Raw genomic sequence first — 19557 nt, forward strand, 5'->3', positions numbered from 1 at the left:
ACGCTGCGCCAGGCGCTCGCTGTTCTTCTCGCCATAGTCAGCACCGGTCCTGGCGCCGACCTCCAGCTCCATCAGCCGTTCGGCAGCGAAGCCAATCATCTCGCGCAGCAGGTCGGCATCGGCGCTCTTCTCGACAAGCGTGCGGAGGTCCATCATCGGTTTGGTCATCGGGGCATCCCTCGGTTCAGGTTGGCTCAGCAACCGACCCTACCGAGAAACCCGATGGCCACCGAAAGCTACACCACGATCTGGGACGTCACCGGCACGCGCGCTGACATGGCAGTTCGCAACGCGGTCCTCACCTTCGCCGGCGGCCCTGAACCGAAGGCGCGGCCATGGGCGGCGCCTCTGACCGTTCCTGGCTTGCGCCCACGCGGCAGCGGCCCTTCGCGGCGGTCCGGCTTCTGGCCGGCTGCGGCCACGTATTCGGCGTCAGCCCGCAGCGCGATGGCCGCGCCTCCCGAGAAAAGCCCGCCTGGCTGCACCGGGTCGCATGGTGCGCGCTTCGCAAACGCTCCGGGCAGGGTGTTCCGGCAGCTCGTCCGGCACGGGGGCGCCGCCGAAGACAACGGCTGCCCGTCGCGGATATCCTTCCGAACATCTCTCCGCCGCCAGGATGCGAATGCGGCGTCGGCTCCGGCCTGCCCCGCACGTCGCGCGATGATCGGAACCCGGCCGCAGACGGCAGGGCCGCCGCAGGACGGTGGCACCTACGGCACCGACGCCGTGGACCCCCAAGCGAGACTTGGCGAGATCGGCGCCGAACCTGGGGATCTCCGTCATCGCCGGCTCCCCTCAGTGGTCGCTCTGACACCACCCGATGCGGCGCATTGCGATGCCGGGAGCGGGAGGCATCCGCTCCGGAAAAGGCGCCGCGATGGTTCCTGGCCGAGAGATCATCTGGCAACCGGGCGGGAAGCATGGAAGATCCGGGGCGGCAGGTCGCACCCGGCAATGTCGGTGACGCCCAGATCCTGCCGGAACGGGCCGCATGGATCACGCCGGGCAAGGAAGTCTCTGCTGTGACGGGCGCGCGCCGACCTTGATGCCACCGGCTGCCCGCGGCAATCATTCCGCCCCGACGAAGCGCCAGGACATGCAGGCCGCACATGGCGGGACCCCGGGGCGCGGAACGAGATTTCGTAGCCGTCGACGCATCCCGGCCGGACAATCCGGCGGCGCTGGAGCGGGCATCATCGCCGGAGGCGGCTCAAGGCACAGGGATCGCGGGACGCTGTTCGGGCAGTGGCTGATCTCACGTCGCTTTGGCCGCCAGATTGCGGGCCTGCGGGTCCGCGCGGCAGTCCCGAACCGCGACCCGGTCCTCGGCGTTCGGCTCGCTATGCCCGCAGGATGGGTCTGTCCCGGGACATGGGACCGGGGGGCCGGCATGTGATCTGCGCAGCAGCGCGGCTTGCCGAACGCGAAGGCGCGCGGCGCGACGGTTTCCCGCACAGCGCCCCGGCTCTCGCACCGGCCTTCCTCTTTCCAGCGGCACGGGAAGGCACCGCGAGGTTGCAGGAGGCCCCGCTGCCGAAGCTCGCGAATTCGGCGTGCAGCTGCATCGAGGCCCGGCGTGCCTCCGCGCCCTGGCCGCCTCGGGCTTCGGCCAGACACCCAGCTCGGCCGCCGGGGCAGCAGGAGTTGCCGCTCGCCGTCACGGCCGCCCGGCACTTCTGCCGCGCCCGGACCGGACATCCAATGTCGATCCCGCCATTGGCCCGCGCCGATCAGGTCCGGAGCGAATGCGAACATCGGTCGGGTCTCAGCGGAGATGCCGGACCGCCGGGATCAGTCCCCGCCAGGAGCCGGCACAGGAAGCCTCCGAATGCCGGCGTCAACGGCGCGCCGTTTTCATGGGCGCCGCCCATGGGCTCTCGGCGCATGGCAGGAGGAGGGGCGGAGCAAAGGTCAGGAAGGCCGGGCATTGCACGTGGCTCCGAAGCCGGCATCCGCAAGCTGCGGCAGCAGGTCCGGCACCAGTCCGATACAGCCTGGTCCGTCTCCGCTGAGCGAATAGCTTGCCGTCGGCCACATCCCGGCAGGCCGCCCGGACGGCAGCCGAGGGCTGCAAGTCCCGGGCCTCGTTCGAGATGCGGCGCCGACCGCCCCGCGCCTGCACCTGGCCCGCCCGGCGGCGGCCTCAGGGCGGGGTCAGGCGCGGGGCCTCGCCCTCGAGCTCGGCCAGCATCGAGGCCAGCGCCAGATTGCCGGGATTGGCCGCGACCGCCTCGCCGAGGATCTGCCGCGCTCCGGCCCCGTCGCCGAGCGCTGCGGCGATCCTGGCCTGCATCACCCAGGCATCGGCATGCTGCGGGTCAAGCGCCGTCACCTCGGCGAAGGCCCGCGCGGCGGCGGGGAAATTGCGCATGGTCAGCGCCATGCCGCCGAGCTGCAGATGCGTCTCGGGGAAATCCAGCCGCGAGGCCATCGCCCCCTGCCATTCGCCCTGCGCCCGGGACAGCTCTGCCGCGATCTGCGCCGGGAAGCGCGCCACCGGCGCGCCGAGCAGCGCCTTCGCCGCCGCGATCCGCACGGTCTTCACCGGATCGCCGAGCAGCCCGACAATGCGCTGCACCGCCAGCTGCGGATCGGCGCCGCGCTGCGCGTCGATCGCCGCGGCGCGCAGCAGCGGATCGGGATCGGCCAGGAGCGCCTCCACGGCATCCGCCTCCGGTCCGGCGCCGCCCTGTCCGAGAAGCCAGAGCGCCGTCGCCCGAACGATGCCCGGCTGGTCCGCCTGCCGCGCGAGACGCGCAAGATCGGCCGCCGCGGCGCCCGGATCGGCAAATCCGCGGGCGAGGACCTGGCCGTAATGCGGACCGCGATGGGTGCTGTCGGGGAACCAGTCCTCCAGCACGGCCGCCGCCCAGGCCGCGTCGCGGTCCTGGTGGCAGCTGGTGCAGGCATCCGGCGCGCCGGTTTCCGCCGACAGATCGGGGCGCGGCACGCGGAAGGAATGGTCGGCGCGCCAGTCATTGCCCATGTAGACCTGCTCCGGCATGTGGCAGGCGCGGCACTGGGCGCCGGGGCTGCCCTCGGGGTGGCGATGGTGGCCGGGGCTGTCGAAAACCTTCAAGGGCAGCGTCGGGAAGTCCGGATTGCCCGCCGGGCTGTGGCACTGGGTGCAGAGCCCGTTGTCCTCGGCCAGCAGTCCCGCGCCATGGGGCTCGTGGCAATTGGCGCAGGTGACGCCCTTCGCCTGCATCTTCGACTGCAGGAAGCTGCCGAGCACGTAGACCTCGTCGCGGATCTGCCCGTCCGGCCAGTAGAGCCCCGGGCGCAGGAGCGATAGCGCGTAGCTGTCGTGATAGGGCGTGCCCGCGACCGGCGAAGCGTCGGAATGGGCCTCGCGCCGGGAATGGCAGCCGCCGCAGACATCGGCCAGCACCGACGGATCGCCGAGATCGACCGGAAAGCCATGGGCCGCGCGCGGTGCCTGGCGCGCGGTCTCCGCCTGCGCGGCCCAGGCCAGATGCGCCGCGCCCGGGCCATGGCAGGCCTCGCAGCCGACGCCGATCTCGGCCTCTTCCGAGGCATAGCTGCGCGTGGCGGGATCGTAGTTCGCCGCATAGCCCGTCGCATGGCAGACCGCGCAGCGGCCGTTCCAGGTCTTGTAGGGGCCGCTCCAGTGCATCGCGTCCGAGGGCGGCGGGTTGGCCTCGGGATAAAGGTGGAACCAGCCGCCCTTCTCCGTGTCCCAGACCACGTCGAAGCTCTGCAGCCGGCCCGCTCCGGTCTCGAAAAGGTACTGCTGCAGGGGCGCCACGCCCACCACCGAGTGCACGTCGTAGCTGGCGGTGCTGCCGTCGCGCTCGGTCACCTCGGCGCGGCGGGTGCCGTCGGGCGCGACGGAGAAGCCGACCTGCATGTCGCCGAGCGCGAAATGCGTGCCGTCGAAATCGGCGAGGATGTTGCCCGGCGCGGCCTGCGTCCAGGCCAGCGCGTGATGCGAGCCCGCCCAGGCGGCGGCCTCCTCCGCATGGCAGCCGGTGCAGCTATCCGAGCCGGCATAGTCCGGGCTCTGCGCCAGGACGGGCAGCGCCGACAGGAGCGCAATCAGGAGGGCAAGGAGATGCGGCATCGCGGGATCCGGCTGTCAGAAGGTCGGGTTGAGCGGCGGAAGCGCGGCGGGGCGGGCCTCCTCCCCGTCCCGGTGCCGCAGCGCCGTCAGGGCGCGGGCGAGGGCCTGCCAGGCCGCATCGGCATCCCCCCGGCCAGCGTAGCGGGCGGCCCCGAGCGCGGCAAGCGCCGCCGCCACGGACGGATCGCCGCGCGCATCGCCCCCGCCGCGGCGCTCCGCCCAGAGATCGAGCGCGGGCTGCAGCCCCGGGAAGTCGCGCCGCCCCAGCGCCTCCTGCAGCTGCCGCCAGGCCCAGGGTTCCGAGGCCAGCCGCCGCGCCTCGGCCCGTGCCCGCCAGGGGGCCAGGCGGCGGCGCAGCCAGACCCCGGCCCCGAAGCTGATCGCCAGCAGCGCGAAGGTCAGCGCGGTCCGGCGCCGCATCTCGGGGCCGGCGCGCGCCCGCCCCGGCGCGGTCGCCGCAATGGCCAGCGGCTCCAGCGCGGCGGTATCGACCCGGCCGCTTTCCAGATCGTACCAGCCGATGGACAGGCCCGGGAGCGTGCCCGCGGCATGGCCCTCGGCGACCAGCGCGACACGCTCGCGGCGCGTCCCGCCATCGGCCGTGTCGGCGAATTGCGGCGCGTCGGGATAGGCGGCGATGCCGTCGATTGCGGGCAGCGCGATGAGCGGCGGAATGGTCATGGCGGGCGCGCCGGCGATCTCGGCCGTGACCGTCACCGCCACGGCATCGCCCTGCGCCATCGCGGCGGGATCGCCCTCCACCTCGCGCGACAGCGTCAGGCCGGTGGCCGCGACGAAGGGATCGAGCCCCGCCGCCGCCTCGGGCACCCGCGCGGTGATGCGGATGTCCTGCGTGCGCAGCGTCGCGCGGCGCGGCGCATTGGTCTCCGGATCGGCCCAGGTCACCGTCAAATCAGCGGCCGGAAGCACGAAGTCCCCGGGCTTGAGCGGCACGATCGAATAGCGCCGCGAGACGCCGGACCAGCTCTCGCCGCCGACCTGCGCGGATACCGGCCCGGTGCTGCGCTCCGGCAGGCGCACCATCAGGTCGGGCGCGTTGAAGGCGGGCCAGCCGGGCGGCTGCGGCAGGTAGCTCGGCACCAGCACCGTCAGCCGCAGCACCAGCGCCTGGCCCGGCACGACCGTGTCAGCGTCGATCTCCTGGCGCAGGACCGGCGCGGCGGGCGGCGCCTCCTGCGCCGGGGCGCAGAAGGGAAGCAGGATCAGCAGGAGCGCGATGCCAGGGCGCCTCATGGCTCGGCCGCCCCCTCCTGCGCTGCGCCCTCCCCGGCCGCGCCTGACTGCGCTGCCGACGCCGCCTCGAGCGCGAAGCGCTGGCGCAGGAAGACGCCGGTGCCGGTCTCCACCCCGGCCATCCACTGCTCGGCGCTCAGCGGCCCCTCGCCCGCGCCGGGCTGCGGCACCTGCTGGCGGGTCTCCTCGCCGCGGTTCTCCTCGTTGTCGAAGACCACCTCGTCCGCCGTCATCTCGCTGTCGTCGCCGGTGGACGAGGCCTCCTGCGTTTCCTCGATATAGGCGACGATCTCCTTGGCCACGGCCAGGTTCTGCGCCGCGCCGGGATAGTCCGGATCGCGCGCCAGCGCCGTCTCGAAGGCCGCCATCGCGTCGCGGTAGCCGCGCGAGCGGACATGCGCGAGCCCCTGGATCATCGCCGCCTGCGCCGTCTCCACCCGGTCGAGCACCGTGATCGCCTCCGCATACTGCCCGTCGCGGAAGAGCGCATAGCCGCGCCAGAGCGGATCGACGAAGCGCTCGGCCGCGGTGCCGAACGCCTTCCGGTCGAAGGCGCGCTGGCCCTGCTGGTCGGGCGTCCAGAACCAGTCGGCCAGCCCCTCCGCACGGGCGCCGGGCGCGGCACCCAGCCAGGCCGCCGCCGCCAGGGCCGTCCACTGCATCGTCCAGCCGCGGCGGAACCACAGCGCCAGGATCGCCGCCGCGGGCCAGGCCAGCCACGGCCCCTGGTCGCGCCACGGCTGGTCGCTTTGCTCCAGCACGGCGCGCTTCCAGGCGGCATTGAGGATCCGGTCGAGCCGCGCCACATCCGCCCCGTCGGGCGCGACCGCCACGACCGGCGCCGAAAGCGCGTCGATCCCGCGGTCGCGCGTGCCCTCGGGCAGCATCGCCAGAACCGCCAGCGGCACCTCCGCGGCATCGAGCGCCGCCACATCCGCCGGGTCGACCGCATCCGTGACGAGCAGCACCGCGCCCGTCCCCTCCGCCGCCAGCAGCTCTGCGGCCAGCGCCAGAGCCGCCGCCGCATCGCCGCCGTCACGCGGCATGATCGCGGGATCGAGCCCGGCCAGATAGGGCAGCATGATGCCGGTATCGGCGGTCATCGGAACGACCGCATGGGCGGTCCCGGCATAGGCGACGAGCCCGGTGCGCGCCGCGCCGCGCAGGTCCAGGAAATCGCGGATCTTCTGCTTGCCGCGCTCGAGCCGCGAGGGGGCGATGTCCCCCGTCTCCATCGATTGCGTCACCGCCAGCACGATCGCCACCGGCGCGGCGGAGGCCGCCCCCGGCTCGGGCATCCGGGACCAGGCCGGGCCTGCCGCGCCCAGCACCGCCAGCGCCAGCGCGGTTGCCACCCCGTCGATCGGCAAGAGCCCGCGCCCCCGCCGACCGCCGACCGTCAGCGCGGCGCGCAGATGCGGCGCGATCCCGGCCGCGGGCAGCGCGCGGCGGGCATGGCGGCGGCGCACCTGCGCCCAGAGAAGCAGGATCGCGGGCAGCAGCGCCAGCCAGAGCGGCCGCAGGAAATGGAACGCCTCGAGCGCGACGGCGAGCCCGGTCATGCCGCCGGTCTCCGCCGCGCCGCCAGATGCAGCCAGCCGGTCGCGCCGAGGCCGAGCAGCGCGGCCAGCCCCATCGGGATCCAGGCCAGCGACCGGCGCGGCCGCCAGCTCTGCGTCGCGCTCTCGCGCGGGGCCAGCCGGTCGATCCGGTCATAGACCTCCTGCAGGGCCGCCTGGTCGGCGGCGAAGAAATACGCCCCGCCGCTGCGCGCCGCGATGTCCCTGAGCGCGGCCAGGTCGACGCGGTCCTCGCCTCTGGCCTCCGGGTCGCCGACGCCGATCGTGACGATCTCCACCCCGCGCGCGGCCGCGATCTGGGCGGCATTGACCGGGTCCATCCGGCTGGCCGTGTCGCTGCCATCCGACAGCAGGATCAGCAGCCGCTCGTCGATCTCGCTGTCCTCGAAGGTGCGGATCGCCAGCCCGATCGCGTCGCCAAGCGCGGTATGCGGCCCCGCCATGCCGGTCTCGGTGCGCGCGAGCAGCCCGGCGACCGTGTCCAGATCGGCGGTCAGCGGCGCCTGCAGATAGGCCCGGCTGCCGAAGACGATCAGCGCCACGCGGTCGCCCCGGCGGGCGGCGACGAAGCGGCCGACAACCTGCTTGACCGCCTCGAGCCGCTGCAGCCGGCTGCCATCCGGCGCGGCGAAGTCGCGGCTGTCCATCGAGCCCGAGATATCGACGGCCAGCACGATGTCGCGCGCCGCCGTCTCGATCGCCACCGGCCGGCCCAGCCGCTCGGGCGCGGCCATGGCGAGCACCAGAAGGCCCCAGCAGAGCGCGGCCACGGCGATCTGCAGCCGGTTGCGGGCGGGCACGACGGAGCCGGAGCGCGCCTCGGTCCCGGCCACCGCGACGATGCGCCGGAAGAAGGGGAAGCGCAGGCTCGGCACCTGCTCGCGCCGCGGCGGCAGCAGCCGGTGGCACAGGAGCGGCAGCGGCAGCAGCAAGAGCGCCCAGGGCTGGGCCAGCACGATCATCGCCTTGCTCCGGGGCGATGGCGGCGGATCCAGCGGGACGCGGCGCGCGCGAGATCCGGGGCGGGCGCGGGATGCGGCTGCCAGGGCCCGGCCAGCAGCGCCGCCGCCGCGCGCTGCGGCCAGGCAGCGCGGCCGGTCGCCTCGAGAAAGCCGATCCAGTCCCGCCCAGCCAGCCCCGCCACCTCGGCGCGGGGGAAGGCCGCCAGCGCCGCGCGCCGCAGGATCGCCGCGATTTCCGCCGGATCGTCCCCGGCCGTCCGCAAAGCCGCCAGCGCCGCTCGGCGATAGGCATTGCGTTGCCGACGCCGCGCCAGGACCCAGGCAAGCAGCGCGAGTGCGCCCGCCAGGAGCGCCGCCGCCACCGCCCAGCCCGCGGTCTGCGGCAGCATCGGCACCGGATCGGGCGGCGGCGGCTCGGCGAGCCGTCCGATCAGCCCGATCAGGCTTTCGGGCTCCCCCTCGCCGGTCATCGCGGACCGAGCCCCATCAGCCGGCGCATCTGCGGCAGCGTCGGCTCGCCCGCCGAGAGCGGCAGCACCGGCACGCCGTAGCGCCGCTGCCAGCCGAGGATAGCCGCCAGCCGCTCGGTCGCGAAATCCTGCAGCCGGGCATGCTGCGCGCGGTCGCCGGTGTCGATCTCGGCCTGCAGCGCGCCGTCGGAAACGGCAAAGCGCAGCCCCACCGGCAGATGGTCGGCATAGGGATCGCTGACCAGCCCCAGCACCAGGTCGTTGCGCCGCGCCAGCCCCGCGACCAGGCGGCCGGTCTGCGCGTCGGTGACGTCGAAATCGCTGAGCACGATGACCAGATGGTTGCGCGGCGCGATCCGCGCCACCGCCTGCAGGATCTCCGCGAGCGGCACCGGGGCGCGGGCCGGAGCCTCGGCATGGAGCGCGCCATTCGCGGCGGCCAGCGCGGCGAGGAAGCGGGTCAGTGCCGCCAGGCTGCGCGAGGGGCGGATCTCGGCCATCTGGGCGTCGCCGAAGACCAGCCCGCCGACCCGGTCGCCCTGGGCGCGGATGGCGAAGGCGGCCAGCGCCGCCGCCTCGGCCGCGGTCACCGATTTCATGTTGAGCCGCGAGCCGAAGAACATCGACATCCGCTGGTCGACGACGATCAGCGCCGGGCGGTCGCGCTCTTCGGTCATCACCCGGACATGCGGCGCGCCGGTGCGGGCGGTGACCTTCCAGTCGATGGCGCGGATGTCGTCGCCAGGCAGGTAGGGGCGCAGCTCCTCGAAATCTAGGCCGCGCCCGCGCAGGCGCGAGCCGTGGCGGCCGGTCATGACCGAACGCGCGGGCTGGCGCGGCAGGAAGCTCAGCGCCCGTGCCGCGCCCTCGATACTGCGCAGATGCGCCAGATCGACATGGATGCGCGGATCGCCCGACGCGGCGGCGGCAGGCGCGGCGGCCGTTGCGGTCCGGATCATGGCGCGGCGGTCGCGCATCCTCACCTCCTCAGGGCAGCGCCACCTGGCGCAGGATCTCGGCGGTCACGGCATCGGGCGCGATCCCCTCGCCCTGCGCCTCGTAGCTCAGCCCCAGCCGGTGGCGCAGCACGTCGGGCAGGATCGCGCGCACATCGACCGGATCGACATAGTCGCGCCCCTTCAGCCAGGCATGCACCCGGCCGCAGCGGTCCAGCGCCAGCGAGGCGCGCGGACTGGCGCCAAGCTCGATCCAGCGGCCGAGATGCTTGCCGAAGGCCGACGGGTTGCGGGTCGCATGGACCAGCTCGGCCATGTAGCGCTCCATCGCCGGGGCGACGGCGATCCGGGCGATCTCGGCGCGGGCGGCGAAGACCGCCTCCTGCGGCACCGGCACCGGCCGCCCGGCGGGCGCGGCGCCCTGGGCGGCGATCTCCTCGGCGCGCACCAGGCGGATCACCTCCACCTCGTCCTCGACCGGCGGATAGGTGATGAGCACATGCATCAGGAAGCGGTCCATCTGCGCCTCGGGCAGCGGATAGGTCCCCTCCTGCTCGACCGGGTTCTGCGTCGCCATCACCATGAAGAGCCGCGGCAGCCGGTGGGTCTTGCCCGCCACCGTCACCTGGCGCTCCTCCATCGCCTCGAGCAGCGCGGCCTGCACCTTGGCGGGGGCGCGGTTGATCTCGTCGGCCAGCACGATATTGGCGAAGAGGGGCCCCGCCTCGAAATGGAAGGCGCCGGTCGCCTGGGCATAGACCTCGGTGCCGGTCACGTCCGAGGGCAGCAGGTCCGGGGTGAACTGGATGCGCGAGAAATCGCAGGCGAGGTTCTTCGCCATTGCCTTGATCGCGCGGGTCTTGGCCAGGCCCGGCAGGCCCTCGACCAGCAGGTTGCCATTGGCGAGCAGGCCGATCAGCAGCCGGTCGATCACCGGCTTCTGGCCGATGATCGCCTCGCCCATCCGCGCGCGCAGCGCCTCGATCTTCTCCCGCGCCTCGCCGGGCACCACGGCGGCGACGGTCATTCCGAGGGCCAGATCCGGGCCCAGTCGGCCGCCATGTCGACGATCAGCCAGCCCTTGCCCGGCCCCTCGTCGAGCCCGCGGGCGAGCTGGCCGATATGGCTGTCGCGGTCATAGGCGTATTCGCGCTGTGCATCCGTGTGGTGGACGATCAGCCCGAAGCGCGGCCCCTCGCCCGAGGTCGTCCAGTCGAGCATCGCGAAATCGCCGTCGGAATTGCCCGCGGCGAAGACCGGGCGGCGGCCGATCCGGGCCTCGATGGCCAGCGGCTTGCCCTCCTTGTCGTCGATGAAGAAGATCCCCGGATCCTTCATCACCGTGGGCAGGCCCTCGACGATCTCGTAGCTCGCCTTGCCGGTGGTGCCGATCACCTGCTCGGGCGGGATGTTGTAGGCCTCCTCGGCGAAGGCGCGGATGAAATGCAGCCCGCCGCCCGAGGCGATGTAGGTCCGGAACCCCTCGTCGCGCAGATAGGCCAGCAGCTCCAGCATCGGCTGGTAAACCATGGCGTCATAGGCCATGCCGGTCCCGGGATGGGTGGAGGTGGCGAGCCAGTCGCGCGCCTCGGCGATGAAGGCCTCGACCGGCAGGCCGGAATGGGTGGTGCCGATGATCTCGAGGAGCCCGTCCATGCCCGAGGCCGCCACGGTCTCCAGATCGCCCGCGACGGCGGCTTTCAGCACGTCGCTTCCAGCCACCGACGGATCCTCGGCGGCCATCTGCTTCAGCCGGTCGATGGCGAAGAGGAACTGGAAATAGACCGGCTGCTCGGCCCAGAGCGTGCCGTCATTGTCGAAAGTCGCGATCCGCGCCGCTTCGGGCAGATAGTCCTCCGAGCCGGGATCGGTGACGCGCTCGACGAAGTCGATGATCCGGGACTTGGCCCCGCCTGCGTTCCACGACGGCAGAGGGTCGGCATGGGCCTGTCCGGCGGCGAGCAGCGCCGCGGCGGCAAGGCCGGAGAGAAGGTTCACGCGGGTCATGGCATCCCCCGAACGGGCCCCGGCAGGTCCGGGGCGGCTTCCTGTTCCTGACGGGAAGGGCCGGTCGGCCCTTCCGCGATGCGGTCCGGCCTCACTGGCCGCTGGCGGCCTCGAGGCTGCGGTTCAGCTCCTCCTGGATCTGGTCGATCGAGAAGCTGTCCGGGCGCTGCGCCGGCGGGAACTCCTTGAAGGTCGACAGGAACTTCCCGGCCTCGGCCTGCGCCGCGCTGAGCAGGAAGACATGCGCGAAGAGCCAGTCGTAATAGGTGTTCGAGGTGATGTTCGCCCGCTCGTAGGGGTCGGCGCGCAGGTCGAAGAGCAGCGGCACGCGCAGCTTGGTGAAGGGCTCCGCCCAGATCCGAAGGGTGCCCTCGGCGCGCTGCTCCTGGAAGACGACCTTCCAGTTCTCGTAGCGCAGGGCGACCATCTCGCCATCGTCGTTGAAGTAGAAGAACGCGTCGCGCGCGCCCTCGTCGGTCTCGCCGGTCAGGTAGGGCAGCTGGTTGAAGCCGTCGAGATGGTTCTTGTACTCCTTGCCGTCGATGGTCGTGCCTTCGAGCAGCCGCTCCTTGATGTCGGTATCGCCGACCGCCGCCATCAGCGTCGGGAACCAGTCCAGCCCCGAGAACATCTCGTTGGCGATCGAGCCCGGCTCGATATGGCCGGGCCACTTGATCATCGCGGGCACGCGGAAGGCGCCTTCCCAGTTGGTGTTCTTCTCGCTGCGGAACGGCGTCGTGCCGGCATCCGGCCAGGTGTTCTGGTGCGGGCCGTTGTCGGTGGAGTACATGACGATGGTGTTGTCGGCGACGCCGAGCTCGTCCAGCTTGTCGAGGATCGTCCCCACCAGCGCGTCATGCTCGATCATGCCGTCGGCATATTCGGTCAGCGCGGTCAGGCCGGGCGCGGAGCGGTTCTCCTCCTTCACATGCGTCCGGGCATGCATGCGGGTGGAGTTGTACCAGACGAAGAACGGCGTGCCCTGGTCCACCGCGCGCTGCATGAAGTCCATCGCCGCGGCGGCGGTCTCCTCGTCGACGGTCTCCATCCGCTTGCGGGTGAGCGGGCCGGTATCCTCGATATCGCCGTCGGCCGAGGCGCGGATCACGCCGCGCGGGCCGAACCGCTCGCGGAAGGCCGGGTCCTGCGGATAGTTGCGGTTCTCGGGCTCCTCCTCGGCATTGAGGTGGTAGAGATTGCCGAAGAACTCGTCGAAGCCATGCGCGGTCGGCAGGAATTCGTCGCGGTCGCCGAGATGGTTCTTGCCGAACTGGCCGGTGCTGTAGCCGTGGTCCTTCAGCGCCGAGGCCAGGGTCACGTCCACCGCCTGCAGGCCGGCATTCGCGCCGGGAAGGCCGACTTTCGACAGGCCGGTGCGCAGCGTCGACTGGCCGGTGATGAAGGTCGAGCGCCCGGCGGTGCAGCTCTGCTCGGCATAGTAGTCGGTGAAGATCACGCCCTCGTTGGCGATGCTGTCGATATTGGGCGTGGTGTAGCCCATCAGCCCCTTGGTGTAGGCCGAGATGTTGCCCTGGCCGATGTCGTCGCCCCAGATCACCAGGATGTTCGGCGTGCTGCCGCTCTCCTGGGAAAGGGCCATGCCCGAAACCACGGCGGCAAGCGCGAAGGCGCCGATGCCCGCCCGGGCCGGAATGAACTTGGTTGCCACGAGTCTGTCCTCCAGAAGCACCGGACCCCCTGCCCGGCTGGAATGCCCGCGTCCTCCCGGCCGATCCCCTGAGTCCCGTCCGCCGAGCGGTCCGCCGCAAGTCAAGGGTTAACATTCTATTAGAATATGAGCATATCATTTCGCGACACAGCCGGAAAATTCCATGGCCGATTCCGATCTTCCGATCACCACCGCTGCCGGCATGGGGCCGCTGCCCCGCTGGCTGGAACTGCGCGCCGGGGCGCGGGCGCTCGAGCGCGCGCTGGCGGCGGCGCGGCTGCCCGAGGCGCCGCTTCTCGATCCGGCGATGAAGATCCCGCAGCAGTCGATGGTCGAGCTCTTCGAGCTGGCCGCGCGGGCGGCGGGCGATCCGGTGGCCGGGCTGCGCGTCGGGCTGGCGATGACCGGCGCGGAATTCGGCCTCTGGCGGCGCTATGCCGCCGCGGGACCGACCCTGCGCGACGGGATGGAGCGGCTGGCCTGGGCGCTGCCGCTCTTCCAGCGCGGCACCGGCTTCTCGCTGTCGGTGCAGGGGACGGAGGCAGTCTGGAGCTACCGGATGCCGCGCTTCCGCGATGCCGACGGCCGCCAGCATGCCGAGCATGTGCTGCCCGCCCTGGCGGGCTTCGTCCGCGCCTATCTGGGGCCCGGCTGGCAGCCGCTCTGGCTCGCCTCGCCCTATCCCAAGGACGGCCGGGCGGCGGCGCTGGCCGAACTCTTCCCCGCCGAATGGCGCTTCGAGGCGCCGGACATTGCCATCGGGCTCAGGGCCTGCGATCTTTCCCGGCCGCGCCCGGCCCTTCCGGCCGGACCGCCGCCGCCCAGCTCCGAGGAGATCCGCCTCCAGCTCGGCGGACGGCCGGCCGGGATCGTCGAGGCGATCGAGGCGGCGATCCTTCTCGATCTCGGCGAGCAGGCGGTCGGGCTCGATCACGCGGCGCGGCGGCTGCGGCTCGGCCCGCGCAGCCTGCAGCGGCGCCTGGCCGTCCACGGGCTGAGCTACCGCGACCTGCTCGGCCGGGTGCGCGAGCGCCAGGCCCGCGCGCTGCTGGCCGATGGCGGGCTCAGCGTGGCGGAGATCGCCCACCGGCTCGGCTATGCCGAACCGGGCAATTTCACCCGCGCCTTCACCCGCCGGACCGGCCGCCCGCCAAGCGCCTTCGCCCGGGCCGGATAGGGCTCAGTGCGCGATCATCACGTGGCGCACGGCCGAATAGTCCTCCAGCGCGTAGGAGGACATGTCCTTGCCGTAGCCCGACTGCTTCATCCCGCCATGGGGCATCTCGTTCGTCAGCATGAAATGCGTGTTCACCCAGGTGCAGCCGTATTGCAGCTGCGAGGCGACCTGCAGCCCCTTCGAGACATCGCGGGTCCAGACCGAGGAGGCCAGGCCGTAATCGCTGTCATTGGCCCAGGCGACCGCCTCGGCGGCCTCCTCGAAGCGGGTGACGGAGACGACCGGGCCGAAGACCTCGCGGCGGACGATCTCGTCGGACTGCCGCGCCCCGGCGATCACGGTGGGCTGGTAGTAGAAGCCGGGCCCCTCGGGCAGCGCGCCGCCGGTCGTCACCTCGATATGGGCGGCTTCGCGGGCGCGGGCGACGAAGCTGGCCACCCGGTCGCGCTGGCGCAGCGAGATCAGCGGGCCGATCTCGTTGAGGCTGTCATCCGCCAGCCCGTAGGGAATGGCCGCGACCGCGTCGGTCAGCGCGGCGACGAAGCGGTCATGCAGCCCGGACTGGACATAGATGCGGCAGGCGGCGGTGCAGTCCTGCCCGGCATTGTAGTAGCCGAAGGCGCGCAGCCCGGTGACCGCGGCCTCCAGGTCGGCATCGTCGAAGATGATGACCGGCGCCTTGCCGCCCAGCTCCAGATGGGTCCGCTTGATGGTCTTGTTCGCCGCCTCGAGGATCTTGCGCCCGGTGGCGATGTCGCCGGTGATCGAGATCATGGCGACCGCCGGGTGGTTGATCAGCGCGGAGCCGACGGTCTCGCCGCGGCCGAGCACGATGTTGACCACCCCCTCGGGCAGCACCTCGGCGAAGATCCGCGCCATGGCCAGCGCGGTCAGCGGCGTCTGCTCGGAGGGCTTGAAGACCACCGTGTTGCCCGCGCCGATCGCCGGGGCGATCTTCCAGGCCATCATCATCAGCGGATAGTTCCAGGGCGCGATCGAGGCGACGATGCCGACCGGATCGCGGCGGATCATCGAAGTATGGCCCGCCAGGTACTCGCCCGCGACCGGCCCGGTCATGCAGCGCACGGCGCCCGCGAAGAAGCGGAAGCAGTCGATGATCGCGGGCAGCTCGTCGCCGAGCGCAAGGGGCCCCGGCTTGCCGCAGTTCAGCGCCTCGAGCGCGGCGAGGCTTTCCGCCTCGGCCTCGATCCGCTCGGCGATCTTCAGGAGGTAGCCCGAGCGCTCCGCGGGCGTGGTGCGCGACCAGCTGGCGAAGGCGGCTCCGGCCGCCGCCACGGCCGCGTCGACCTGCGCCAGCGAGGCCTCGGGCAGCGTGGCGATCAGCTCGCCGGTGCGCGGGTTGAGGATGCTCTCCTCGGTTTCGGTGCCCGCGACGAGGCTGGCGCCGATCAGCATTTGCGTGTCCATGGGGTCTCCCTGTCGGTTAGCGGTCCGCGCCGGCGGTGTGTTCGCCGTCGCGCGTGAGGTAGTAGGCCGCGAGGATCGGCAGCACGGTGACGAGCACCACGGCCATCGCGACGACATTGGTGACCGGGCGCTGGCGCGGGCGGACGAGCTCTTCGAGCATCCAGATCGGCAGCGTGGCCTGGTTCCCGGCGGTGAAGGTGGTGACGATCACCTCGTCGAAGCTCAGCGCGAAGGCCAGCATCCCCCCGGCCAGCAGCGCCGTGGCGATATTGGGCAGCACGACCAGCCGGAAGGTCTGCAGCCCGTCCGCCCCCAGATCCATCGCCGCGTCGATCAGCGCGCCGGAGGTCCGGCGGAAGCGGGCGACGGCGTTGTTGTAGACGATGACGATGCAGAAGGTCGCGTGGCCGAGCACGATCGTCCAGGTGCTGAACGGGATGTCGAGCAGCGAAAAGGCCGAGCGCAGCGAGATGCCGGTGATGATGCCGGGCAGCGCGATCGGCAGGATCACCAGCAGCGAAATCGTCTCGCGCCCGAAGAAGCGCGAGCGGGCCACCGCCGCGGCGGTCAGCGTGCCGAGCACCAGCGCCAGCGCGGTCGAGATCGCCGCCACCTTCAGCGACAGGACCAGCGCCTCCCACAGATCCGTCCGCTCCAGCGTGACGCCGATCCATTTCAGCGTGAAGCCGGGCGGCGGCCACTGGAAGCTCTTCTCCTCGGTCGAGAAGGCATAGAGGAAGATCAGCGCGATCGGCGCCAGGAGGAAGGCCAGCCCGCCGAAGGCGGCAAGCTTCAGCCCCAGGGGGGCGCGGGCGTCAGAGGGCATCGAAGGCTCCCATCCTGCGCGCGCCCCACAGATAGAGGCCCATGATGGCGATCGGCACCACGGTGAAGGCCGCGGCCAGCGGGATGTTCCCGGCTGTGCCCTGCTGGGTATAGACCGCCTGGCCGATGAAGAGGCGCGAATTGCCGACGATCTGCGGCACGATGTAGTCGCCGAGCGTCAGCGAGAAGGTGAAGATCGACCCCGCCGCGATCCCCGGCAGCGCCAGGGGCAGCAGCACGAGCGAGAAGCTCTGGCGCGGCGTGGCGCCCAGATCGGCGGCCGCCTCGAGAAGCGGGCCCGGCACCCGCTCCAGCGCCGCCTGCACCGGGATGATCATGTAGGGCAGCCAGATGTAGAGGAAGACGAGGAAGGTCCCGGCATAGCTGACCGACAGCGAATTGCCGCCGATCACCGGGATCGCGAGCACCGCGTCGAGCAGCCAGGTCAGATGCGCCTTGGCGAAGAGCCAGTTGAGGATGCCCTCGCGCGCCAGCACCAGCTTCCACGCGTAGACCTTGACCAGATAGCTCGACCACAGCGGCAGCATCACCCCGATATAGAACAGCGCCTTCCATTTGCCGCGGGCATAGCGGGCGGCGAAATAGGCGATCGGAAAGGCCAGCACCGCGGCCGCGGCGGTGACGGCGGCGGCCATGGCGACGGTGCGCAGGATGATGTCCAGGTTGTAGGGCCGGAAGAGCTCGCCATAGGTCTTCAGCGTGAACTCCCGCACCACCATCCCGGAGAATTCGTCGATCGAGAAGAAGCTCTGGATCAAGAGCGCGATCAGCGCGCCGATATAGACGATGCCGAGCCAGAGCGTGATCGGCAGCACCAGGAGGAAGACGAACATCCGCGGGTGGAGCAGGACCCAGTCGGCCAGCCCCGCGGCAAGCCCGGCGCGCGGCGCGAAGATCGCGGGGGCGGCGGCGGCGCGGCTCATGCGCCCGGCTCCATCACATGGACGCGGGCCGGATCCCAGCTGATCCGCGCGGTGGCGCCGGGCTCGGGCACCGCCTCGCGCGCGGGCACCAGCGCAATGAGCGCCTGCCCGCCGAAATCGAGCGTCAGCTTGGTCACCCGCCCGTGGAAGGCCCGCGCCGTCACCGTCGCCTCGCGCCCGGCAGGGTCGAGGAGCACGTCCTCGGGGCGCAGCGAGGCCCATCGCCCCGCCGGTCCCGCCCCCGCCAGATCGGCCGGCAGCACGTTCGAGGAGCCGACGAAATCGGCGACGAAGCGCGAGGACGGGCGGCGGTAGATATCCTCGGCGCTGCCGACCTGGCGGATCCGCCCCTCGGCGAAGACCGCGATCCGGTCGGCCATCGACAGCGCCTCGTCCTGGTCATGGGTGACGAAGACGAAGGTCAGGCCGAGCGTCCGCTGCAGGCTGCGCAGCTCTTCCTGCATCTGCTCGCGCAGCTTCAGGTCGAGCGCGCCCAGGGGCTCGTCCAGCAGCACGACGCGGGGCTTGTTGATCAGCGCCCGGGCCAGCGCCACGCGCTGGCGCTGCCCGCCCGAAAGCTCGCCCGCGCGGCGCCCGCCGAAGCCCGCCAGCTCCACCTGGGCCAGCGCCTCCTCGGCGGCGCGGTGGCGCGCGGCGCGGCCGATGCCGCGGACCCGCAGCCCGAAGGCCACGTTGTCGCGCACATTCATGTGCGGGAAGAGCGCGTAGCTCTGGAACACCGTGTTGACGTTGCGCCGGTAGGGCGGCACGCCCTCGGCGGCCTCGCCGAAGATGGCGATATGGCCCGCATCGGGCTGCTCGAACCCGGCGATCAGGCGCAGGCAGGTGGTCTTGCCCGAGCCCGAGGGGCCGAGCATGGCGAAGAACTCGCCATCGCGGATCGACAGGTCCACCGCGTCCACGGCTTTCACGGATCCGAAATGGCGCGAGACGCCCCGGAAGGTCACGGCATCAGTCATCACAGGTCTTTCCACAGAGGGCCCGGACCGGCGCGCGGTCCGGGGGCGGCGGCTCAGCGACCGCCGATCACGCCGATATAGTCGGAGACCCAGCGGTAATAGGGCACGCAGCTGCCCTGGCTTTCGCATTGCGACACCGGCGTCTGCCAGAAGCGGATGCGGTCGAACTGCTCCAGCCCGTTGGCGGCGCAGCCCTCGGCGGTCTGCATGCCCGAGCCGTCGGTGCAGGCCTCGGGCACCGAGGGCACCGCGCCGAACCAGACCGAGAGGTCGGATTGCAGGTTCGAGTTCAGCGAATGCTCCATGAACATGTAGGCGCAGTTCGGATGCTCTGCCTCGGAATGCAGCATCAGCGTGTCCGCCCAGCCGGTGGCGCCCTCCTCGGGGATGACCGAGTCGACCGGCAGCCCGTCGGCCTTGAGCAGGTTGACCATGAAGGGCCAGGAGGACGAGGCGACGATGCCCTCGTTCTTGAAGTCGTCGATCTGGATGAAGGCGTCGTGCCAGTAGCGCGAGACCAGCGTGCGCTGCACCCGCAGCAGGTCGAGCGCGGCGGCGTACTGCGCCTCGTTCAGCTCGTAGGGGCTCTCGATCCCCAGCTCGGGCTGGTGCGCCATCAGGTAGAGCGCGGCATCCGCGACATAGATCGGCCCGTCATAGGCCTGCACCCGCCCCGCATTGCTCTCGCCGTCGGGCAGGGTCATCTCCTCGAAGACGACATTCCAGCTGGCGGGGGGCTCGGGGAAAGCCTCGGTATTGTACATCAGCACGTTCGGCCCCCACATGAAGGGCGTGCCGTAATGGGTGCCGTCCACGGTGTGCCAGGGCGCGTCCTTCAGCCGGTCGTCGACCCGGTCCCAGCTGGGGACCAGCGCGGTGTTGACGGGCTGCACCCGCCCGCCCGCGACCAGCCGCAGCGAGGCGTCGCCCGAGGCGGTCACCAGGTCGAACCCGCCCTCGTTCATCAAGGCGACCATCTCGTCGGAGGTGTTGGCGGTCTTGATCTCGACCTTGCAGCTCGTCGCTTCCTCGAACTTGGTCACCCAGTCGAAGGCGGCATCGGTCTCGCCGCGCTCGATATAGCCCGGCCAGGCGACGATGGAGACGGTGCCCTCGCCCGGGCCCAGCTCGGTCAGCATCTCGGCGGCAGACAGCGGCAGCGCTGAGGCCGCGGCAAGCGCGAGCGCCGAGGCCCCGCCCCTGAAAATCTGGATCATCATG

General features: G+C 71.7%; 15 protein-coding genes and 1 pseudogene. 1 reads left to right on the forward strand and 15 read right to left on the reverse strand.

What is annotated here, in order from left to right:
- The 10 genes and pseudogenes from FGX59_RS22135 to FGX59_RS22180 form a co-directional block, all read right to left on the reverse strand.
- Positions 1–168 (reverse strand): annotated as a pseudogene (locus tag FGX59_RS22135) (IS256 family transposase); the annotation flags it as partial.
- Between the two features lie 1975 nt (positions 169–2143).
- Positions 2144–4084 (reverse strand): cytochrome c3 family protein, encoded by a 1941-nt coding sequence (locus FGX59_RS22140; RefSeq protein WP_138469309.1) that lies wholly within the window; start codon positions 4082–4084, stop codon positions 2144–2146.
- Positions 4085–4099: 15 nt separating this feature from the next.
- The gene (locus FGX59_RS22145) at positions 4100–5338 is read right to left on the reverse strand and encodes a BatD family protein (protein WP_138469310.1); all 1239 of its coding nucleotides are present in this window, start codon (positions 5336–5338) and stop codon (positions 4100–4102) included.
- Entirely contained in the window at positions 5335–6900 is a 1566-nt protein-coding gene (locus FGX59_RS22150; RefSeq protein WP_138469311.1) for a VWA domain-containing protein, read from the reverse strand. The genes FGX59_RS22145 and FGX59_RS22150 overlap by 4 nt, the downstream gene beginning before the upstream one ends.
- Positions 6897–7880, reverse strand: a complete 984-nt coding sequence (locus FGX59_RS22155; protein WP_138469312.1) for a VWA domain-containing protein — start codon at positions 7878–7880, stop codon at positions 6897–6899. The genes FGX59_RS22150 and FGX59_RS22155 overlap by 4 nt, the downstream gene beginning before the upstream one ends.
- Positions 7877–8350, reverse strand: coding sequence for a DUF4381 domain-containing protein (locus FGX59_RS22160; protein ID WP_138469313.1), 474 nt, complete (start codon positions 8348–8350; stop codon positions 7877–7879). The genes FGX59_RS22155 and FGX59_RS22160 overlap by 4 nt, the downstream gene beginning before the upstream one ends.
- Entirely contained in the window at positions 8347–9327 is a 981-nt protein-coding gene (locus tag FGX59_RS22165) for a DUF58 domain-containing protein (RefSeq protein WP_138469314.1), read from the reverse strand. Before FGX59_RS22165 ends, FGX59_RS22160 begins: the two co-directional genes overlap by 4 nt.
- A 10-nt stretch (positions 9328–9337) precedes the next feature.
- The gene (locus FGX59_RS22170) at positions 9338–10333 is read right to left on the reverse strand and encodes a MoxR family ATPase (RefSeq protein WP_138469315.1); all 996 of its coding nucleotides are present in this window, start codon (positions 10331–10333) and stop codon (positions 9338–9340) included.
- Positions 10330–11313 (reverse strand): HAD family phosphatase, encoded by a 984-nt coding sequence (locus tag FGX59_RS22175; protein WP_138469316.1) that lies wholly within the window; start codon positions 11311–11313, stop codon positions 10330–10332. Before FGX59_RS22175 ends, FGX59_RS22170 begins: the two co-directional genes overlap by 4 nt.
- A 91-nt stretch (positions 11314–11404) precedes the next feature.
- Positions 11405–12982 (reverse strand): arylsulfatase, encoded by a 1578-nt coding sequence (locus FGX59_RS22180; RefSeq protein ID WP_370296181.1) that lies wholly within the window; start codon positions 12980–12982, stop codon positions 11405–11407.
- A gap of 163 nt (positions 12983–13145) precedes the next feature.
- Here FGX59_RS22180 and FGX59_RS22185 point away from each other — a divergent pair, with 163 nt between their 5' ends.
- Positions 13146–14159, forward strand: a complete 1014-nt coding sequence (locus tag FGX59_RS22185) for an AraC family transcriptional regulator (RefSeq protein ID WP_138469317.1) — start codon at positions 13146–13148, stop codon at positions 14157–14159.
- Positions 14160–14162: 3 nt separating this feature from the next.
- Here FGX59_RS22185 and FGX59_RS22190 read toward each other — a convergent pair whose 3' ends face one another.
- Genes FGX59_RS22190 through FGX59_RS22210 form a run of 5 tightly spaced genes read right to left on the reverse strand, consistent with a single transcriptional unit; the run spans position 14163 to position 19553 of the window.
- Complete coding sequence (locus FGX59_RS22190) at positions 14163–15587, reverse strand: gamma-aminobutyraldehyde dehydrogenase (protein WP_138469318.1); 1425 nt, start codon at positions 15585–15587, stop codon at positions 14163–14165.
- A 16-nt stretch (positions 15588–15603) separates the two neighbouring features.
- Positions 15604–16413, reverse strand: a complete 810-nt coding sequence (locus tag FGX59_RS22195; protein WP_138469319.1) for an ABC transporter permease — start codon at positions 16411–16413, stop codon at positions 15604–15606.
- On the reverse strand, positions 16403–17356 hold the full coding sequence (locus tag FGX59_RS22200) for an ABC transporter permease (RefSeq protein WP_138469320.1): 954 nt from the start codon (positions 17354–17356) through the stop codon (positions 16403–16405). The genes FGX59_RS22195 and FGX59_RS22200 overlap by 11 nt, the downstream gene beginning before the upstream one ends.
- Entirely contained in the window at positions 17353–18336 is a 984-nt protein-coding gene (locus FGX59_RS22205; RefSeq protein ID WP_138469321.1) for an ABC transporter ATP-binding protein, read from the reverse strand. Before FGX59_RS22205 ends, FGX59_RS22200 begins: the two co-directional genes overlap by 4 nt.
- 53 nt (positions 18337–18389) lie before the next feature.
- A complete protein-coding gene (locus FGX59_RS22210; RefSeq protein ID WP_138469322.1) occupies positions 18390–19553 on the reverse strand; it encodes an ABC transporter substrate-binding protein in 1164 nt (387 codons plus the stop codon).
- Positions 19554–19557: the final 4 nt, after the last annotated feature.

The sequence above is a fragment of the Poseidonocella sp. HB161398 genome (assembly GCF_005870025.1).
GTDB lineage: Bacteria > Pseudomonadota > Alphaproteobacteria > Rhodobacterales > Rhodobacteraceae > Mangrovicoccus.

Coding starts and splice junctions, on each gene's coding strand:
- FGX59_RS22185 (WP_138469317.1), top strand. CDS start 13,146: ATGGCCGATTCCGATCTTCCGATCACCACCGCTGCCGGCATGGGGCCG.
- FGX59_RS22155 (WP_138469312.1), bottom strand. CDS start 7,880: ATGATCGTGCTGGCCCAGCCCTGGGCGCTCTTGCTGCTGCCGCTGCCG.
- FGX59_RS22195 (WP_138469319.1), bottom strand. CDS start 16,413: ATGCCCTCTGACGCCCGCGCCCCCCTGGGGCTGAAGCTTGCCGCCTTC.
- FGX59_RS22145 (WP_138469310.1), bottom strand. CDS start 5,338: ATGAGGCGCCCTGGCATCGCGCTCCTGCTGATCCTGCTTCCCTTCTGC.
- FGX59_RS22160 (WP_138469313.1), bottom strand. CDS start 8,350: ATGACCGGCGAGGGGGAGCCCGAAAGCCTGATCGGGCTGATCGGACGG.
- FGX59_RS22165 (WP_138469314.1), bottom strand. CDS start 9,327: ATGCGCGACCGCCGCGCCATGATCCGGACCGCAACGGCCGCCGCGCCT.
- FGX59_RS22210 (WP_138469322.1), bottom strand. CDS start 19,553: ATGATCCAGATTTTCAGGGGCGGGGCCTCGGCGCTCGCGCTTGCCGCG.
- FGX59_RS22170 (WP_138469315.1), bottom strand. CDS start 10,333: ATGACCGTCGCCGCCGTGGTGCCCGGCGAGGCGCGGGAGAAGATCGAG.
- FGX59_RS22150 (WP_138469311.1), bottom strand. CDS start 6,900: ATGACCGGGCTCGCCGTCGCGCTCGAGGCGTTCCATTTCCTGCGGCCG.
- FGX59_RS22190 (WP_138469318.1), bottom strand. CDS start 15,587: ATGGACACGCAAATGCTGATCGGCGCCAGCCTCGTCGCGGGCACCGAA.
- FGX59_RS22175 (WP_138469316.1), bottom strand. CDS start 11,313: ATGACCCGCGTGAACCTTCTCTCCGGCCTTGCCGCCGCGGCGCTGCTC.
- FGX59_RS22140 (WP_138469309.1), bottom strand. CDS start 4,084: ATGCCGCATCTCCTTGCCCTCCTGATTGCGCTCCTGTCGGCGCTGCCC.
- FGX59_RS22200 (WP_138469320.1), bottom strand. CDS start 17,356: ATGAGCCGCGCCGCCGCCGCCCCCGCGATCTTCGCGCCGCGCGCCGGG.
- FGX59_RS22205 (WP_138469321.1), bottom strand. CDS start 18,336: ATGACTGATGCCGTGACCTTCCGGGGCGTCTCGCGCCATTTCGGATCC.